Source organism: uncultured Psychroserpens sp. (assembly GCF_947501425.1).
GTDB lineage: Bacteria > Bacteroidota > Bacteroidia > Flavobacteriales > Flavobacteriaceae > Psychroserpens.
Genome location: NZ_CANMVN010000006.1, coordinates 1 through 17,882, shown reverse-complemented (window position 1 = coordinate 17,882; position 17,882 = coordinate 1). Strand labels below are relative to the sequence as shown.

15 protein-coding genes are annotated in these 17,882 nt (G+C 33.6%); 13 read left to right on the top strand and 2 right to left on the bottom strand.

What is annotated here, in order from left to right; genetic code table 11:
- Positions 1-3 precede the first annotated feature (3 nt).
- The 3 genes from Q0951_RS10055 to Q0951_RS10045 are packed head-to-tail and all read left to right on the top strand — an operon-like array spanning position 4 to position 2,802.
- On the top strand, positions 4-1,149 hold the full coding sequence (locus tag Q0951_RS10055; protein WP_299336499.1) for a glycosyltransferase family 4 protein: 1,146 nt from the start codon (positions 4-6) through the stop codon (positions 1,147-1,149).
- Between the two features lie 5 nt (positions 1,150-1,154).
- A complete protein-coding gene (locus Q0951_RS10050) occupies positions 1,155-1,787 on the top strand; it encodes a sugar transferase (protein ID WP_299336897.1) in 633 nt (210 codons plus the stop codon).
- The gene (locus Q0951_RS10045) at positions 1,777-2,802 is read left to right on the top strand and encodes an ATP-grasp domain-containing protein (protein ID WP_299336497.1); all 1,026 of its coding nucleotides are present in this window, start codon (positions 1,777-1,779) and stop codon (positions 2,800-2,802) included. The genes Q0951_RS10050 and Q0951_RS10045 overlap by 11 nt, the downstream gene beginning before the upstream one ends.
- Here Q0951_RS10045 and Q0951_RS10040 read toward each other — a convergent pair.
- Complete coding sequence (locus Q0951_RS10040) at positions 2,795-4,033, bottom strand: GNAT family N-acetyltransferase (protein ID WP_299336495.1); 1,239 nt, start codon at positions 4,031-4,033, stop codon at positions 2,795-2,797. The genes Q0951_RS10045 and Q0951_RS10040 overlap by 8 nt on opposite strands.
- Before the next feature lie 124 nt (positions 4,034-4,157).
- Between Q0951_RS10040 and Q0951_RS10035 the strand changes: the two genes are divergently transcribed.
- From Q0951_RS10035 to Q0951_RS10015, 5 genes are all read left to right on the top strand, one after another.
- Complete coding sequence (locus Q0951_RS10035) at positions 4,158-5,162, top strand: polysaccharide deacetylase family protein (RefSeq protein WP_299336494.1); 1,005 nt, start codon at positions 4,158-4,160, stop codon at positions 5,160-5,162.
- A 216-nt stretch (positions 5,163-5,378) separates the two neighbouring features.
- On the top strand, positions 5,379-6,503 hold the full coding sequence (locus Q0951_RS10030) for an aminotransferase class I/II-fold pyridoxal phosphate-dependent enzyme (RefSeq protein WP_299336492.1): 1,125 nt from the start codon (positions 5,379-5,381) through the stop codon (positions 6,501-6,503).
- Positions 6,500-8,392: a nucleoside-diphosphate sugar epimerase/dehydratase gene (locus Q0951_RS10025; protein WP_299336490.1), complete on the top strand. Its 1,893-nt coding sequence runs from the start codon at positions 6,500-6,502 to the stop codon at positions 8,390-8,392. The genes Q0951_RS10030 and Q0951_RS10025 overlap by 4 nt, the downstream gene beginning before the upstream one ends.
- Before the next feature lie 25 nt (positions 8,393-8,417).
- Positions 8,418-9,218, top strand: coding sequence for a polysaccharide biosynthesis/export family protein (locus tag Q0951_RS10020; protein WP_299336488.1), 801 nt, complete (start codon positions 8,418-8,420; stop codon positions 9,216-9,218).
- 20 nt (positions 9,219-9,238) lie between these two features.
- Complete coding sequence (locus Q0951_RS10015; RefSeq protein ID WP_299336487.1) at positions 9,239-11,581, top strand: polysaccharide biosynthesis tyrosine autokinase; 2,343 nt, start codon at positions 9,239-9,241, stop codon at positions 11,579-11,581.
- A gap of 54 nt (positions 11,582-11,635) precedes the next feature.
- On the opposite strand, the gene Q0951_RS10010 is transcribed toward Q0951_RS10015, so the two are convergent.
- Positions 11,636-12,808, bottom strand: a complete 1,173-nt coding sequence (locus Q0951_RS10010; RefSeq protein WP_299336485.1) for a proline dehydrogenase family protein — start codon at positions 12,806-12,808, stop codon at positions 11,636-11,638.
- Between the two features lie 95 nt (positions 12,809-12,903).
- Between Q0951_RS10010 and aroB the strand changes: the two genes are divergently transcribed.
- From aroB to Q0951_RS09985, 5 genes are all read left to right on the top strand, one after another.
- Entirely contained in the window at positions 12,904-13,974 is a 1,071-nt protein-coding gene (gene aroB / locus Q0951_RS10005) for a 3-dehydroquinate synthase (protein ID WP_299336483.1), read from the top strand.
- Between the two features lie 69 nt (positions 13,975-14,043).
- Positions 14,044-15,204: a site-specific integrase gene (locus tag Q0951_RS10000; RefSeq protein WP_299336481.1), complete on the top strand. Its 1,161-nt coding sequence runs from the start codon at positions 14,044-14,046 to the stop codon at positions 15,202-15,204.
- A gap of 148 nt (positions 15,205-15,352) precedes the next feature.
- A complete protein-coding gene (locus Q0951_RS09995) occupies positions 15,353-15,937 on the top strand; it encodes a hypothetical protein (RefSeq protein ID WP_299336480.1) in 585 nt (194 codons plus the stop codon).
- A gap of 257 nt (positions 15,938-16,194) precedes the next feature.
- Positions 16,195-17,340, top strand: a complete 1,146-nt coding sequence (locus Q0951_RS09990; protein WP_299336478.1) for a hypothetical protein — start codon at positions 16,195-16,197, stop codon at positions 17,338-17,340.
- Between the two features lie 255 nt (positions 17,341-17,595).
- The coding region (locus Q0951_RS09985) for a transposase (RefSeq protein WP_299336477.1) at positions 17,596-17,882 on the top strand (287 nt) is incomplete at its 3' end.

Here is a 17,882-nt window from a genome sequence, read left to right as displayed (position 1 = left end):
ATCATGAAAAAACTAATTCGTATCACCACAGTTCCATCCTCTTTAAGAACACTCTTAAAAGGTCAGTCTCGTTTTATGAGTCAGCACTATGAGGTCATAGGTGTTTCTGGTGATGGTGATGCTTTAGCTGAAGTTAGACAAAATGAAGGCATCAAAACTCATGTGGTTGAGATGACAAGAACCATAACACCTCTTAAAGACTTAAAAGCAGCCTATAAACTCTATAAGTTTTTTAAAGCTGAAAAGCCTTTTATTGTTCATACTCATACACCAAAAGCTGGCACCTTGGGTATGCTTGCTGCTAAGATGGCTAAAGTACCTCACAGACTACATACCATAGCTGGATTGCCATTACTTGAAGTTTCAGGTAAAAAGCGTAAACTTCTGGATATCGTCGAAAAATTCACCTATAAATGCGCCACAAAGATTTTACCTAATTCTTATGGATTAGAGCAAATCATTATTGAGAACAAGTACACATCACCAGAAAAACTTTTGGTAATTGCTAACGGAAGTTCCAATGGCATAGACACTAAGCATTATGATACCGCTTTAGTTTCCAAAGAAAAAAAAGAAGCGCTAAAACAAGAACTTGAAATTACAAACGATGACATTGTATTTATCTTTATTGGTCGGATAGTAAAAGACAAAGGCATTAATGAGCTAGTGAATGCTTTTGATAGATTATCAAAGAAACAATTGAATTGTAAGTTGCTTCTGGTAGGTCCCAGAGAAAACCATTTAGATCCTTTGTTACCTGAAACCGAAAAACGAATCGCAGAAAACAACCAAATTTTAGCTGTTGGTGTACAAAAAGATATCAGGCCATACGTTGCTATTTCGCATGTGCTCACTTTTCCTAGTTATCGTGAGGGCTTTCCAAATGTCGTTCTTCAATGTAGTTGTATGGGTTTACCTGCTATTGTTTCTAATATTAACGGCTGTAATGAAGTTATTGAAGACCAAGTTAATGGCTTGGTTATTCCTGTTAAAAATGAAATGGCTCTGGAAAACGCAATGCAGTTTATGATCGATAATCCTCATGAGCGACGAGAAATGATCCAACACACACGCACTAGAATTATTGATCGATATGAACAGGAATTTGTGTGGAACGAACTATTAAATTATTACAAGAGTTTACATTAATGGCATTGTATAGAAACATCATAAAGCCTTTTTTCGACACTATTGCTGCTAGCATTGGGTTTATATTGTTATTTCCAATCTTTGCTATAACATGGTTAGTACTTATGATAAAGAACAATGGCAAGGCATTTTTCTATCAGAAGCGACCAGGAAAAAATGAGCGTATCTTTAAGATCATCAAGTTCAAAACCATGAACGATAAAACCGATGCTAATGGCGAACTACTTCCACCATCAGAACGCTTAACAAAAGCTGGTATCTTCGTTCGGAAGTACTCACTCGATGAGATTCCGCAATTACTTAACGTTATTAAAGGTGATATGAGTCTTATTGGTCCCAGACCATTGTTAATTCGCTATTTACCACGATATAATGACTTTCAAAAACAACGGCATAATATAAAACCAGGAATTACAGGTTGGGCACAGGTAAATGGTAGAAATGCCATAAGTTGGGAACAAAAATTTGAATACGATGTGTGGTATGTCAAAAACATGTCACTATTTTTAGATATAAAAATTCTATTTTTAACAGTATATAAAGTGTTTAAGAAAGACGGAATTTACAGTGTAGAAAACGATATAGTTCCAGATTTTACAGGAACAGCATCAAATGAACAATCATCTCATGGCAATTAACCTATTATTTACTTGCGCAGGACGACGCAATTACTTGATCAACTATTTTAAAGAGGCTATTAAAGGTCAGGGAAAAATCATTGCAGCAGATATGAATCTCTCTGCTCCTGCTATGGTTGACGCACATTTAGCCATTTTAGTTCCTAGTATTTACAATGACAATTATATTGAAGAGCTAAAGAAAATCATCATTGAGCATCGTGTTTCAGCAGTCATTTCTTTAAACGACCTAGAATTACCTATTCTTGCAAAGCATAAAGACGAATTAGAAGCTACAGGCACTAAAATTATAGTGTCTAATGAGCATATCATCAATATTGCTTTTGATAAAGTAGAAACATTCAAATTTCTAAATGATATTGGCTTAAAGACGCCTAAAACCTTCACCAACTTAGATGATGCCTTTGCTGAAATTGATAAAGGACGTCTTAACTACCCTCTGGTTGTTAAGCCTCGTTGGGGAAGTGCATCTATTGGTATAGATTTTCCTGAGTCTGCTGAAGAATTAAAACTCGCATTCCAACTACAGCATATCAAACTCAAAAAGTCCATTCTTAATACAGCCAGTAAACAGGATATGGAACACGCCATTCTTATTCAAGAGAAGTTAGATGGAAGAGAATTTGGTATGGATATTGTCAATGATTTTAACGGAAATTACTTCGGGACTTTTGTTAGAGAAAAACTTAATATGCGTTCTGGTGAAACTGATAAAGCAGTGTCTGTAATCGATGAAAGATTTGAACAAATAGGAAAGAAAATTTCCGAGCATCTCAAACATATTGGAAGTCTGGATTGTGATGTTTTTATTACAAACAATCAACTTTACGTACTTGAGTTAAACCCAAGATTTGGAGGAGGTTACCCGTTCTCACATGAAGCAGGAATTAATACCGCTGCCATTTATATTGAATGGCTAAAAGGCAATACTAATGTGGATGCTTTTAATAATTATGTTTCCGGAAAACAATTTGCAAAATGCGACAGAATGTTAGAGATAAAACCAACTAACTAAAGATTACTTTCTGGGCCTTTTCTGAACCTACAATCACAAACTCATTGCTAGTATTGTGTTTAAATACTTTTATGTTTGCTACAGACTCAGGATTAGCAAACAAAAATGTGTACACAAATTGTTTTAAAAAACGATACGTTTCAGATCTGAAATCTATAGTACTATAGGCATCCGAAGGTGTAAAATCAGTGATTTTTTCAAATTTAAAATTTTGATAAGATGTATCCTTCTCCTTACCTTTTAGTAAAAACTTATATTTTCTGTACAGTTCATTGACTTTCTTTTTCCTCAAATAAAGCTTCAACCTGTAGTAAGTTTCAGCATACTTAGCTCTTACAACCGATTTTAAAGATTTTGAATCGTACAATACATGGTAATTAAAATCATAGACCAGATTACTCCATTTGTGTTTATAATCAAAATCTCCTTTAGAAAAATCAGAAATACGATAGTTGTGCTCAAAACACCATTCCAGCAATTTAATAATTGACGTTTTTCCAATACTGAATTTATAGTAATCTGGATCAAAAACAGTTATGGTCTCAAAAAGAATATCTTCAGCATGAAAATTAAGTGTAATTCCTATTGGTGTTGTTTCATTGTAGATTACCAATAATGATGCTCTTTGTTCCTGCAACATTTTAAAAACTAACTCTCTGTAGTAATTCCATTTATTAGAACTCAGATGATGATAGTTGGTTTGCTTATCTGCAAAACGTTTACTGAGTAACTGATAGAATTGTTCAAAAAGCACATCAAAATCAGCTTGAGACATAGCTTCATTTATAAACGAATAGCTGATATCAAAACATTGTTCTAATCGTCTTTTATTTGAGCGAAACTCTCTTCTGTTTTTAGAACTAAATCGCGAATTTATATACTCATCTTGATCATTAAAATTTGTAATATCCATCAAAAAACCCTGATACTGAAATAAGGTCTTTAACTTAAGCGAACTATCTGCAGGTGGTTTAAATTCTTGCAAATCAAAATATGCAGGCACATCATACAGCAGAAATGTTTTCCCTTTGTAATCATGCTTAGAATAGTCTAAAGAATAAGAAATTCCTTTGGTTAGATTTCGTCCTGCGTTGATATAGATACCGTCACGTGAATTCTTTACAAACTTTACACCTTTAATAAAATCAAAAGCCTCCAGATCTTTTCCGTGATTGAAGTGTTTAGCCCAAATAGATTCAAAGCTAGATGATGTAAAAGGATTGATTTTCATTGAATTATAAAAGCATCTAAAATTCAATGCAAAAGTAACATTTTTGATACGTATTAATCAATTAAGAGAATTAAAAAATAAATTGTTTATTTTAATTATTTTTAACCCCATTATGAATTAAGCTATGAACGGTCATTTTGTTGTGTCTTTGGATTATGAGATTCATTGGGGAGTTTTTGATAAAAAATCTGTCAATGACTATAAAGAGAACTTAGAGAATGTTAGTAAGGTTATTGACAGGCTTTTAGACATGAGTAGCAAATACGACGTTAAACTCACCTTCTGTACAGTAGGTTTATTGTTTGCCAAAGACAAAAACGATCTCTTACATCATCTTCCACAAAATAAACCCACCTACTCATTAGAAAAGTTGAATCCGTATCAATTACTAGATAGCATTGGTCATGATGAAACAGACGATTCATTTCACTATGCGAACTCCAAAATTAAAGAGATAAGAGATAATGGCAATCATGAAATAGGAACGCACACCTTTTCTCATTTCAATTGTCATGCGCCAGGACAAACACCTGAACAGTTTGATGAAGATCTTAAGGCATCTATTAACATTGCAAAAGCTTTGGGAATTACGATTAAAAGCATTGTTTTTCCTAAAAATCAAATAAATCCTGATGATGCAGCAGACAAACCTTATTTACAGGCTTGCAAAAAGTATGGAATTACCAGTTTTAGAGGAAAGGAAAAATCGTTTATATATAACATTCATAGCACCAAAACATACCGGAACCTATGGATATTTAGAGCATTAAAGCCATTAGATGCATATGTTAATCTTACAGGCACTAATACCTATGATGCGAGAGCATTTGCTGACAGCGGGATGCTTTACAATATACCCTCAAGTCGTTTTTTGAGGCCTTTCAACAGAAAACTTAAATATTTTGAACCTCTTAAACTTAAGCGAATAAAAAAGGCAATGACCTATGCTGCCAAAAACAACCAAGTCTATCACTTATGGTGGCATCCACATAATTTTGGTAAGTATACAGAAGAAAATTTTAACACCCTCGAAACTGTTTTTAAAACCTACAAAGCCTTGCATGAGACTTACGGTTTTCAAAGCGAAACGATGACAGGTTTAACAGATAAGGTGAAGTCTGCTTTATAAACAAATACCTTTTCCTACAAATCTTTTGTTTATAAGTCAACGTCAAAAATTGTTTTTTATCGTGTTTATTTGGTTGTTCTTATGGTATTAACGCATATTTAGACAGAATTTTCAGAAATAATGAGTTGTACAACGCGTCATTTCTTTAATTTCAAACCCCAATCCCTCGCTAGACAATACTGTTGAATAGTAATAAACTTACTTAACAAGTTGATTATGGAATCAAAAATTTGGTTGTCAACTCCACATATGAGTGGAAAAGAGCAATCTTATATTAATAATGCTTTTGAAACAAACTGGATCGCTCCTTTGGGGCCTCATGTGAATGGTTTTGAAAGCGATATCCAAAACTATCTCAAAGAAGATAGTCATGTTGCTGCGCTATGTTCTGGCACAGCTGCTATTCATCTTGGTCTTATTTTATTGAATATTGGTAAAGATGATGAAGTAATTTGTCAAAGTAAGACATTTTCAGCTTCAGCAAATCCAATTATATATCAAGGCGCTACTCCAGTATTTGTTGATAGTGAAGCTGACACTTGGAACATGTGTCCTGAGCAACTGGAAATTGCAATAAAAGATCGTATATCCAAAGGAAAAACACCAAAGGCTATAATTGCTGTTCATCTGTACGGAATGCCATATAAAGTAGAAGCTATTCATAAGATTGCTAAAGCTTACAACATTCCTGTTTTAGAGGATAGTGCCGAAGCTCTGGGTAGCTCCTATAAATCAGTGAAGTGTGGGACTTTTGGAGATATCGCTATATTGTCGTTTAATGGAAATAAAATTATTACAACATCTGGTGGAGGCGCTATAGTCACTAAAGACCTTAAACTTAAAGAGAAAGCTGTGTTTTTAGCTACTCAAGCCAGAGAGAAAGCTGTTGAATATTTACATACTACAATTGGTTATAACTATAGACTATCCAATGTTCTTGCTGGAATTGGCAGAGGTCAGATGGAAGTTTTAGATGATCGTGTGGCTGCTCGCAGACGCAATTATGAGTTTTATAAAGACAGTTTCAAAGCTATAGATGAGTTAAGGTTTATTGATGAGCCTAGCGACTATTTTTCTAACAGATGGTTGTCTTGCATGTTAACGCCTTCAGAAACCGTAAGAGAAGGAATTAGAACTGCATTAGAAGCCTCAAATATAGAAACCAGACCACTTTGGAAGCCTATGCATCAACAACCTATTTTCAAAGATGCACCTCAGTATCTCAATGGTGTCTCAGATGATTTATTTGAAAAAGGCCTATGTTTGCCTAGCGGTTCCAACTTAACTGAAAATGAATTAAATAGAGTAACATCTGCAATAAAAACGTATTTTAGAGCATGATTAAAAGTTTACTTCAAAATATTTCGCATAAATATGCATCCAGATGGTTGGTAATGCTTTTCGATTTAAGTATCGTAGCATTTACCTTCATTGCTGCATATGTTATACGTTTTAATTTTATTCTAGACTTTGATTTTATTACAATGTTCAAGCAGATCCCCTTTGTGGTTTTAGCTGCTTTAATCAGTTTTCTTTTAGTTGGTTCGTATAAAGGTGTTGTTAGATTTACAGGGTTTAAAGATGTTATCAATATTATCATTGGCGTCAATATTTTAGCTACCATTCTTATTGTAACAACCTTTTTTAGCAGACGCTTTCATTTTGATGGGATTTTCAATATTTCCGGATCGATTATTTATATTCATTTACTACTCAATATCCTTTTTCTAGTAGGTTTCAAGTTGTTTATAAAATCTATGTATAATAAGCTTATGCAGGATTTTAAAACCCAAAGACGTGTTTTGATCTTTGGTGCAGGGAATTCTGGAATGATCACATATGATGCTATTACAAATGACCCGAAGAATAGCCATCAAATTATTGGGTTTATTGATGACAATGATAGTAAGATTGGTAAAAAGATAAATACCTTATCGGTATATAGCTTGGATAAAATCACTCCGAAGTTTATAGAAAAGTACGGTGTTGAGGAAGTTATCATTTCTATTCAAAATATTGAATCTTCAAGACTATTACAGATTTCTGGCCAGTTATTTGAATTGGGGCTGAAAGTTAAAATTGTACCACCTGTCCAAAATTGGATTGATGGCGACCTTAGTGTTGGTCAAATTAAAGAGGTTAATATCGAAGACCTGCTAGGACGTGATCCTATTTCTATAACCAATCCTGCATTGATAGACGAGTATGAAAATCAAATCATTTTAATAACTGGTGCTGCTGGTTCTATTGGTAGTGAAATTGCTAGAAAAGCAACACATTATAACTATAAAAAATTAATTCTTATAGACAGTGCTGAATCGCCATTGTACGAGCTTCAGCAGGAATTTATACAAAATGGTGTAAAGAACTTCATTTCCATTGTAGCAGATGTAAGAGACTTTAGACGCATGGAAAAACTATTTCAAATCCATAAACCTAAAATCATATTTCATGCTGCAGCATACAAGCATGTACCATTAATGGAAAACAACCCTTATGAAGCCGTTAGTGTTAATATTGGCGGAACCAGACATGTCGCAAGTCTTTCAGTAAAGCATGGTGTCAATAAATTTGTATTGATCTCCACAGATAAAGCGGTAAATCCAACCAATGTAATGGGAGCAACAAAACGTATTGCAGAGCTTTATGTAAATTGTTTACAAGGAAAAGGAAAGACAAAATTCATTACCACTCGATTTGGAAATGTATTAGGGTCTAACGGTTCTGTTATTCCATTATTTAAAAAACAAATTGAAAATGGCGGACCGCTAACTGTTACTCACAAAGAAATTACACGATATTTTATGACCATTTCCGAAGCATGTCAGCTTGTATTAGAAGCGGCAACTATGGGTAATGGAGGTGAGATCTTTGTGTTTGATATGGGTGAATCTGTTAAAATCCATGATTTGGCAAAAAATATGATCATTCTTTCTGGATTAAGATATCCAGAAGATATAGATATTAAAATTACAGGTTTACGCCCAGGTGAAAAAATTTATGAGGAGCTATTAGCAGATGGTGAAAACACAAGACCTACATATCATGAAAAGATCATGATTGCTAAAACCAAACCTTTAGATATTTTAACCATTAGTGATAAAATCTCAAGTTTATGTGCTGTTAATTCTAAGTCTCAAAATCTAGAGATTGTATCCATGATAAAAGATATAATTCCCGAATATATTTCCAACAACTCAAAATATGAGGTTTTGGATTCAAAAAAATAAGCTAAACCAAATCAAACAAAACATTATGCGTCAAAATTTCAACCACATATTTCGAGTATTTCTTGTACTCTCTTTAGCCATTTTATCCTCATGTGGCTCGAGAAAAGAGATCATCTACTTTCAGGATGAACCTATTACAGATCAAAGTTTAAGTGAGCTGGATAATATTTATGAAATCAAGTATAAACCCAACGATTTACTAACTATTGATGTTTCAGCAGAAGTTGCAGAATCGGTTGCAGCATTTAATTTACCTGTAGTTAGCTACAATGCTAATAATGCCAGTGTTGTAAACCAAGCCAACATATTGAGACAAACCTATTTGATTGATAAGGATGGTAATATTGAGTTTCCAGTATTGGGAACTGTAAAAATTGGAGGTCTTACCAGAGTTGAGGCCACTCAAATGCTCAAAGAAAAAATAGGTGAATACGTTAAAGAGTTTATTGTAAACATTCGTCTTGTCAATTTCACCATCACTGTTCTTGGTGAAGTTAATCGTCCTGGTGCTTACACTGTTCAAGATGAACGAATCTCATTAACAGAGGCTTTAGGTTTAGCTGGTGATTTAACTATCTACGGAAAGCGAGATAATATATTCTTAATTCGCGAAATAGATGGAAAGAAAAAGTATGCAAAGTATGACCTTACCTCTATCAATGTTGTAAACTCACCAGTGTATTATTTATCACAGAATGATGTTATTTATGTAGAACCAAATAATGCCAGAGTTAAAACATCATCTTACAATCCTAATACACCGTTGGTCATATCTGCTGTATCAACATTAGCAACTATTGCAGCAATTTTCATTTTTCGAAACTAACATAGTATAAACACATTATTATGTCGCAAAATTCCCTTACAAATAAAGATACTATTGTTAACCTGTTTGAGTTATATCTATCCAAATGGAAGCTCATTCTGGTTTGCCTGTTTATAGCATTGGCCATTGCGTTTTTAAAAATCAGGTATAGTACTTTTTTATATGAAGCAAATGCTACTATCAAATTAAAAGAAGACGAGAACTCAAGGAGTTTATCTGAAATATCCTCACTCCAAAATGGCATGTTAGGAACTACCTTGCCTAATGTCACAGATGAAATTGCAGTCATCCGCTCACGATCGATTCTTACTGAAGTTGTAAAAGACCTTAAACTCAACATCAGGTATTTTGTTAGTGGTAAATTAAAGAATCAGGAAGTTTACTCAAATCCTCCAATGAATGTCAATTTCTTTATGAGTGATTCCATTGTTGAGAACATTAATAAATCACTGTTTATAAAAGTCATATCAGAGCAACAGTTTGAACTCTCTAAACTCAACACCAATAAACTATTGGAATTTAATGATGGAGAAACTACAACCCATAGTTTTGGTGACAAGGTAAGCGCTTCTATTGGCGAATTTGTTATCACACCTAATATTGGAACTTACGGTTCTGAACCTGGTTCTTATGTTGAAATTAGCATCAGACCGCTACATAGTGTTGTTGAGGAGTATTTAACCAAGCTACAGATTAGTACTACTGAAAACTCTAACGTGATTAGGTTATCTCTAAAGGAGAGTATTAAGGAAAAAGCTCGTTTAATATTAGACAAGGTCATAGAAAAATATAATGCAGATGTTATTAATGACAAGGAGCTAATTGTAAAAACAACATCAGAGTTTATTACCAATCGTTTAAATGTTGTGTCCAACGAATTGGAACAAGTGGATTTTACTGCCGAAAAACTACAAAAAGACAACAGGCTTACTGCGCTATCTGCTCAATCTAACATCTTTTTAGAAAGCGAACGTCAAACCGATGCCAAGATCAACCAAACCAGTAATCAATTGCAATTGGTTGAATTCATGAGTGAACGTCTTAACGATGATAGTGTAGAAACCGATCTGCTACCTGCCGATATTGGTATTGCAGATAGTGATGTCGCACAAATTACCAAAAGTCATAATGAATTAGTGTTGCAACGGGATCGTATTTTAAAAAATTCAAGTGATAAGAATCCAACTGTTGTTAAATTAAACGATCAGATAAATGCATTAAAGAACAACCTTGATCAGAGTTTAAATAATATTAAGAGAGCAAATGAAATCACGCTGAGAAACCTGAATAGAGAAGAAAGCAGAATTCGCGGACAAATTTATTCTGCACCAGGAAAAGAGCGTCAGTTTAGAGATATTAAACGTCAGCAAGATATTAAAGAATCACTCTACCTCTATTTATTAGAAAAGCGTGAGGAAACAGCCATTACTCTTGGTATGTCAACAGCTAATGCAAAGGTCATCGATTATGGCTATACCAATGAAGATCCTGTTTCACCTAAGAAAAAGGTCATCTATCTGGCTGCTATATTACTCGGACTTTTTGTTCCTGTATCATTTGTCTACGCTAAAGATCTTATTGACACAAAAGTGCATAACAAAGAAGATGTATTGCGATTGATCAAAGCACCTTTTATTGGTGACATTCCGAAATCGGAGAAAAAATTAAAAGTCGTTAACAAAGTAGATTATTCTCCAAAGGCTGAGGCTTTCAGAATTATCAGAACCAATATTGATTTCATGTTGCAAAAAGTAGATAGCCCTTGCAAAACAGTATTTGTAACCTCTACTTCAGCACAAGAGGGAAAATCTCATACTACGACCAATCTGGCCAGTTCATTTTCATTTTCAGAAAAGAAAGTATTACTAATTGAAACTGATATTAGAGTCCCAAGAGTTAATGATTATTTGAATATGAAAACAGATAAAGGGCTTACAGATTTCATTTCAGATAAAAGTTTAAGCATTGAAGATGTGACTGTAAAGGTAAAGGATAATCCATTTTTAGATGTGATTCCTTCAGGATCTATTCCGCCTAATCCAGCAGAGTTATTAATGAGTGATCGTGTGAACTATCTTTTTGAAAACGTCAAAAAGCATTACGATTATGTTATTGTTGATACAGCAGCTGTTGGTTTGGTAACCGATACCTTGCTTATTAGTGAACATGCCGATATATTTATATATGTTGTAAGTGCAAATAATATTGATAAGCGTCAATTACACATAGCGCAAACCATGTATGAAGAAAAACGTTTGCCAAATATGGTAACGCTTCTTAACGGAACGATTAAAAAGAAAGGTTACGGTTATGGCTACGGAAATAATCCACATCGAAATAAAAAATGGTACAAACCATTCTAATACCCTATCTAAACGACATAAAAAAATCTGCAAGTATATTGCAGATTTTTTTATTTATAGCTTCCGACGCTTCTTTTCCTGTTTGAGTAAATTGAGCTCCCGACTCGTTTGTCCGGCGACAGATGTATTTTCCTCAGCGCGTCTTATGAGGTAAGGCATAACATCCTTTACTGGTCCGAAAGGCACATATTTAGCAACATTATACCCTTGTTTTGCTAGGTTGAAACTGATATGATCACTCATTCCGTAGAGTTGTCCGAACCATACATTATTATCTTTTTTATTAATACCAAGCTGCTGCATGAGGTCCATTGCCAGATAGCAGCTTTGCTCATTATGAGTTCCAATAAAAATGGAAATAGTATCCAGATTATTGAGCATGTAAGTCATACAGGTATTAAAATTATCATCTGTTTCCTGTTTAGTCTCACAAATAGGAGATTTGTACCCTTTATCTTCTGCTCTATCACGCTCTTTCTCCATATACGCACCACGAACAATTTTAAAGCCCACTTTAAAACCACCAGCTTTAGCACGTTCATGAATTCCTTTTAGATATTCCAAACGATCCCAACGGTAGGTCTGCAAAGTATTATACACAATAGGTTTTTCGGTATTGTACTTTTGCATCATCGTTTCGCAAAGGTCGTCTGCAGCATCTTGCATCCAACTCTCCTCTCCATCGATCAATACTTCCACATCCTTCTCTTTAGCAAGACGGCAAACCGTATCAAATCGTGCGACGATTCTATCCCATTCGGCTTGTTCTTCAGCAGAAAAAGGAACACCTTCACCTTTCTTCTGATACAAATAAAAACGTCCGAATCCTGTAGGCTTAAACACCACGATAGGCATTGCTTCTTTCTCGTCAGCAAACTGTACGATTTTGAGTATTTTATCTCTGGCTTCATCAAAGGTAGCTTCTTCTTCCTTCCCTTCTACCGAATAATCTAAAACCGAACTCACGCCTTTAGTGAACATCTTATCAATAACTGACAGACAATCATCCTCATTAACTCCACCACAAAAATGATCAAAGACAGTAGATCGAATTAACCCTTCCACTGGGAGATTTGCTTTAAGAGCAAAATTAGTTGCTGCAGTGCCAATTCTAACCAGCGGCTGATGGGAAATCATTTTAAATAAAAAGTAAGCGCGTTCTAACTGAGAATCATTTTTAAGGGCAAAAGCCACTTCAGTATTATCAAAAAGCGTGTTTGTCTTCATTTGTTAAAAATATATAACAAAAATAATTATTCGGTAGTTATTATTTTACTAAAAGTCGCTAATTTTCCACTTTCTTAGACAATCCACAAACAGGTATGAATTCCATAGAAACCAAAACCTATAAGGTTCATTTTAATACTAAGGCCTATGAAGCGCTCAACACATACATTGAAACCCATCGTTTTTCAAAAGTATTTATTTTAGTAGACACCAATACGCATGAGCATTGTCTAGCAAAATTTATGTCGTATTTAGAAACAGATATTGCGATTGAAGTGATTGAAATTGAAGCTGGTGAAACTCACAAAACCATAGATACCTGTGTTGGTGTGTGGAATGCATTATCAGAACTGGAAGCAGATCGTAAAAGCCTCCTTCTCAATCTTGGAGGTGGTGTGGTGACCGATCTTGGCGGATTTGTAGCCTGCACCTTCAAACGCGGCATCAAATACATCAATATTCCAACATCACTACTAGCAATGGTAGATGCTTCGGTAGGTGGAAAAACAGGTGTAGATCTTGGTAATTTAAAAAATCAGGTAGGCGTTATCAGCTCTGGAGATATGGTTATTATCGATACTTCGTATTTAGATACTTTACCTCAAAACCAGTTACGTTCTGGTTTAGCCGAAATGTTAAAACACGGCCTCATAAGCGACAGAGCTTATTTTGATAAACTGACTGATCTTTCGAAGCTCACATTAAAAGATTTGGATGTTTTGATACATGAATCTGTTGTGATTAAAAAAGATATTGTAACGAAAGACCCTTTAGAACAAGCTGAACGTAAGCATCTTAATTATGGTCACACACTTGGTCATGCTATAGAATCGTATTTTTTAAGTCATCCAGAAAAAGAGGAACTCTTGCATGGAGAAGCTATTGCTATTGGTATGATTCTGGAAACCTATATTTCTGCTGAGTTATTAGATTTCCCAAAAGCAGATCTGGATTATATCACCAATGCCATTACTGCCACTTATGCACCTGTGCCTATAGTGCCTAGAGATTATGATGCCATTATTGATCTGTTGAAGTATGATAAAAAGAATGAACACGGAAATATCAATTTTGTATTGCTCAAACAGATCGGACAGCCAAAAATCAATTGTCTGGTTGATAATGATTTGATTAAAAAAAGCTTCGAATACTATTCCAACTCTTAGCCACAAAACCAATAGAGACATACATTTATAGATTATTTTCTCTATATTTGATTATATAAGTTATAGCACATGTCAAATAAAACTCACATAACAATAGCTATTGAATCCATTGAAGGTGCATCTTATATAACCATTTCCTTTTCGTACAATTCGGAAATCATTGAGTGCTTAAGACAAATTCCTACAGCCAGGTGGTATCCTCCAAAGCGAGTTTGGTTAGTTGCGTATTCTAAAGAACATTTAAACTTGGTTCGTGGTGTTTTATCGAAGATAGCTCATCTGGAAGACACTGATCAACTTGATGCTAAGCCTAAGCGTGATCTATATTTGAGGGAAGATCAAAAGAAACTTTTGAATGCCTTTTATCGTTATTTACAAGGCAAACGCTATAGTAAGAGCACTATTAGAACTTATGTGTTTGCAATTGCTGATTTCTTATCGTTTTACCATGATACCGAATTAGAAAGCTTGGATAACCGAGCTGTAGAATTATATATTGAAAATGTATTTATAAAGCGTCGTTATAGTGTAAGCACTCAACGTCAATTTATTAGTGCCTTAAAACTATTTACAGTTTTTAAGCCTACAACAAACATTGATGATTTGGCACTAGTAAGACCAAGTAAATCAAAACGTTTACCTGTGGTGTTATCGCAAGAAGAGGTTATTGATTTGATTCGATCAACGAGAAACTTAAAGCATCGTGCCATAATAGCGCTGCTCTATTCTTGCGGATTACGTATAAGTGAATTAATTAACTTAAATCTATCCGATTTTGATATTGACAGGCGGCAATTATTGATACGAGATAGTAAAGGGCGTAAAGACCGTTATGTTAGTTTAGCTGAGAGCTTTTTGCCGATTTTATCTAATTACTTTAGTACTTACCGACCTAAGCGATATTTTGTTGAGGGTATGAATGGGTCGAGATATAGTCCTGGAAGTGTTAGGCAATTTTTGCGACGCAGCAGTCAGTTAGCAAGGATTAACAAGGTGGTTACACCACATACGTTACGTCACAGTTATGCGACTCATTTATTGGAGCAAGGTGTTGATTTACGTCATATTCAATCTTTATTAGGTCATGCCCGTCCAGAGACGACTATGATTTACACACATGTGACACGTAAGGATTTAATGCAAATATCGAGTCCGTTAGACGTGATTGTCAAGCAATTAAAGTCTGCGCAAAAAGAGCAAACAAATGTTCTGTTATCCCGAAACATATAATGATTAATGTATATATTTGAAAAGATATAACTAGTTACCTGTAATTATGAAAAACCTACTTCAAATTAAATATCTGATTTTAATTATTACAGTCTGCACGTTAAATATTTCGTGTTCTCAAAGTGTGTTGGAATCGAAATATTATTTTGTGAATAGTGGAAAACTATTTTCCATTGAACAACAAAATGATACTCTTTATGAATATCGTTGTGATGCAAATTTTGATTGCAGAACAAAGGCTCGAAAACATTATAAAATCATTAAATCCAAACAAAAAGGAAATCTGACTTTACTCGCTGTGGAAAGATTAGACTCAATTCCACTTTCTGCTAAACCAATAAGAGACAATCGATTCTTCATAATCGGAATTGAAAAACTATCTGAAAATAAAATCAAGCTCATTAACGAAGTTACAAGCTATACTCAAGATTCAATTTCAAAAATGCCTTTTGAATTGAGTCTTTTGGATAATAAATTTGGCTTTACTTATTACGAAGAAAATTACTTAAAATCATTAAACAGTGATTTTAAAATTGACAAAGAATTTGCTCAGGAATTATCAGAATCTATTAAGTCCTCGAATGTAGAATTAATGGAACTTTACCAAAATACAAAAACTGGAGATTTATATGCTTCTGGAATAACAGCTGAATTAATTGCAAGGGAAATGACAAAACGGAATTTAAGTCCAATACTTGCGAAAAAGAAAATGAATGAAGCTAATCGTGAGTAACTACAGGTAACAACGTGTATAATTAATTGCTGCGCAAGTGCTTTAAGTTTACCAAATATTCCTACAAATTACTATCTTTAACTAATTGATTAGTTGCGCACAAGCCTCGCTCCTGCCAACGCTGTTTTTGCCTACCTCCTTGCAGTCGGCTGATTCGGCAAAAGCTAAACTAGAGCAAGACCCTAAGATCGCAACTAAATCATACACAAACACGTTGGCAACAAGCTAAAAAAGCAATTCTGATTTTAAAATTTGTTATGACTTTGAAAATTAAATATCTTCTAATTATTATACTACTTTGTAATTATTCTAATAGTCAAAATCTAGTTATAGAAACTCCGACTTTTGAATCGCCTGAAAATAAATACTTTAAAATATATGAAGAAGATAAAATTTATAACCCAATTTATTTAAATGGCAATGTAAAAACTGTAGAGCGTAAGTACGAACAGCACAGTTCTATCTATGGTAACATTGCTAAGGATACCAAAATCTACATGTACAAATTAAACGATTCAAAACAAATAATTAGCTACGTGAGTTCAAACGAATATGATGACAAAACAATTGAATCATTCAACATAAAAAATGAATTTACAACTAAAAAAGATACCATTATAAATCAAGATATAACTGAATATACTTTTAAAAAAGGATTGTTAACTTTAGAAAAGGAAACCGATAGATTTCATGGATCGATAGATAGCATTGTTTATAACTACAACCACTATAATAAATTAATAGAGATTAAACATTATCAATCTTATGGAATACACAAAACAGATGAAAATGGTAATGTAGACGAAAATAATATAGTTTTTGACGAATTTGAAATAAAAGTCTTTGAAAAAGTTACATATAACGATAGTAATAATCTTATTGAAAAAAACAAATATATAATTGGTTATGATATAATTGAACATTACAGAACTTCATACTTATACAATGACGTAAACCAGTTAAAAACTGATGAAAAAGTTTTTAAAAAATATCATAGAGATTATAATAATGAGCAAGGCGATAATCCAATAAACTGGTATTTAAAAGAAATTAACTTAACGGATTATAATCCACTAAGTTGGAAAACTACTTACGAATACGATAATAAAAATAGAATTATTAAATATGTAGAAACCTTCGTACAGGATTACGGAAAAAAAGAGCAATTTGTATGGGAAAACGGAAACTGTACTATAGATTATGATGACAAATTACATGTTAGAACAATTAATACTATTACTACAAAAAAGTCAAGTTCGACTTCTGAACCAAAGATAAGAGAACTAAATTATGAGTATTTCTTTGACGATTTAAATAACCCAGTTAAAATACTAAATTATATAGTTCAATTCAATGAAAAAATATTGGATAAATCTACAATATTGAACATTACTTACTTTTAAGAACTAATTGATAATTAAAAAGCCAGTTGCCAACAACGTGTATAATTAATTGCGGTTTGCTGACTAAGGGCAGAATCTTTTCTTACAATTTACTATATTGTTACTGCGGAAAATGAATCGTGTACTTGCCCGCAACTAAATCATACACAAACACGTTGGCAACAAGCTTGACCCGTCCTGAATAAAGGCTACATAATTTCAAACATTATGTATAAAAATGACAAAGTAATCAGACGGTATTCAGAACCTTTTAAATTGAAAATTTTAGACGAACTTACAATTGGAAAATTAAACAAGTATCAATTAGGTAAGGCTTATGGAATTGCACCAACTACCATTAATGAATGGATTAGAAAGTACAACCGTAAAGACCTTATGAACACTAGAATAACAGTGAAAACCAAAGACGAAATAACACGTATTAAAGAACTTCAAAAAGAGATTGAACAACTAAAAAAATTGTTATTAAAAAAAGACTTAGATGCAATGATTCAAGATTCATACCTGGAAGTTGCTGCCGAAGATCTTGGCTATAAATCTGT

What these genes read in the sequence shown, in the direction of transcription:
- Q0951_RS10055 (WP_299336499.1), top strand. Translation starts at nt 4, where the DNA reads ATGAAAAAACTAATTCGTATCACCACAGTTCCATCCTCTTTAAGAACA.
- Q0951_RS10025 (WP_299336490.1), top strand. Translation starts at nt 6,500, where the DNA reads ATGATTAAAAGTTTACTTCAAAATATTTCGCATAAATATGCATCCAGA.
- Q0951_RS09990 (WP_299336478.1), top strand. Translation starts at nt 16,195, where the DNA reads ATGACTTTGAAAATTAAATATCTTCTAATTATTATACTACTTTGTAAT.
- Q0951_RS10020 (WP_299336488.1), top strand. Translation starts at nt 8,418, where the DNA reads ATGCGTCAAAATTTCAACCACATATTTCGAGTATTTCTTGTACTCTCT.
- Q0951_RS10045 (WP_299336497.1), top strand. Translation starts at nt 1,777, where the DNA reads ATGGCAATTAACCTATTATTTACTTGCGCAGGACGACGCAATTACTTG.
- Q0951_RS10010 (WP_299336485.1), bottom strand. Translation starts at nt 12,808, where the DNA reads ATGAAGACAAACACGCTTTTTGATAATACTGAAGTGGCTTTTGCCCTT.
- Q0951_RS10035 (WP_299336494.1), top strand. Translation starts at nt 4,158, where the DNA reads ATGAACGGTCATTTTGTTGTGTCTTTGGATTATGAGATTCATTGGGGA.
- aroB (WP_299336483.1), top strand. Translation starts at nt 12,904, where the DNA reads ATGAATTCCATAGAAACCAAAACCTATAAGGTTCATTTTAATACTAAG.
- Q0951_RS10000 (WP_299336481.1), top strand. Translation starts at nt 14,044, where the DNA reads ATGTCAAATAAAACTCACATAACAATAGCTATTGAATCCATTGAAGGT.
- Q0951_RS10015 (WP_299336487.1), top strand. Translation starts at nt 9,239, where the DNA reads ATGTCGCAAAATTCCCTTACAAATAAAGATACTATTGTTAACCTGTTT.
- Q0951_RS10030 (WP_299336492.1), top strand. Translation starts at nt 5,379, where the DNA reads ATGGAATCAAAAATTTGGTTGTCAACTCCACATATGAGTGGAAAAGAG.
- Q0951_RS10040 (WP_299336495.1), bottom strand. Translation starts at nt 4,033, where the DNA reads ATGAAAATCAATCCTTTTACATCATCTAGCTTTGAATCTATTTGGGCT.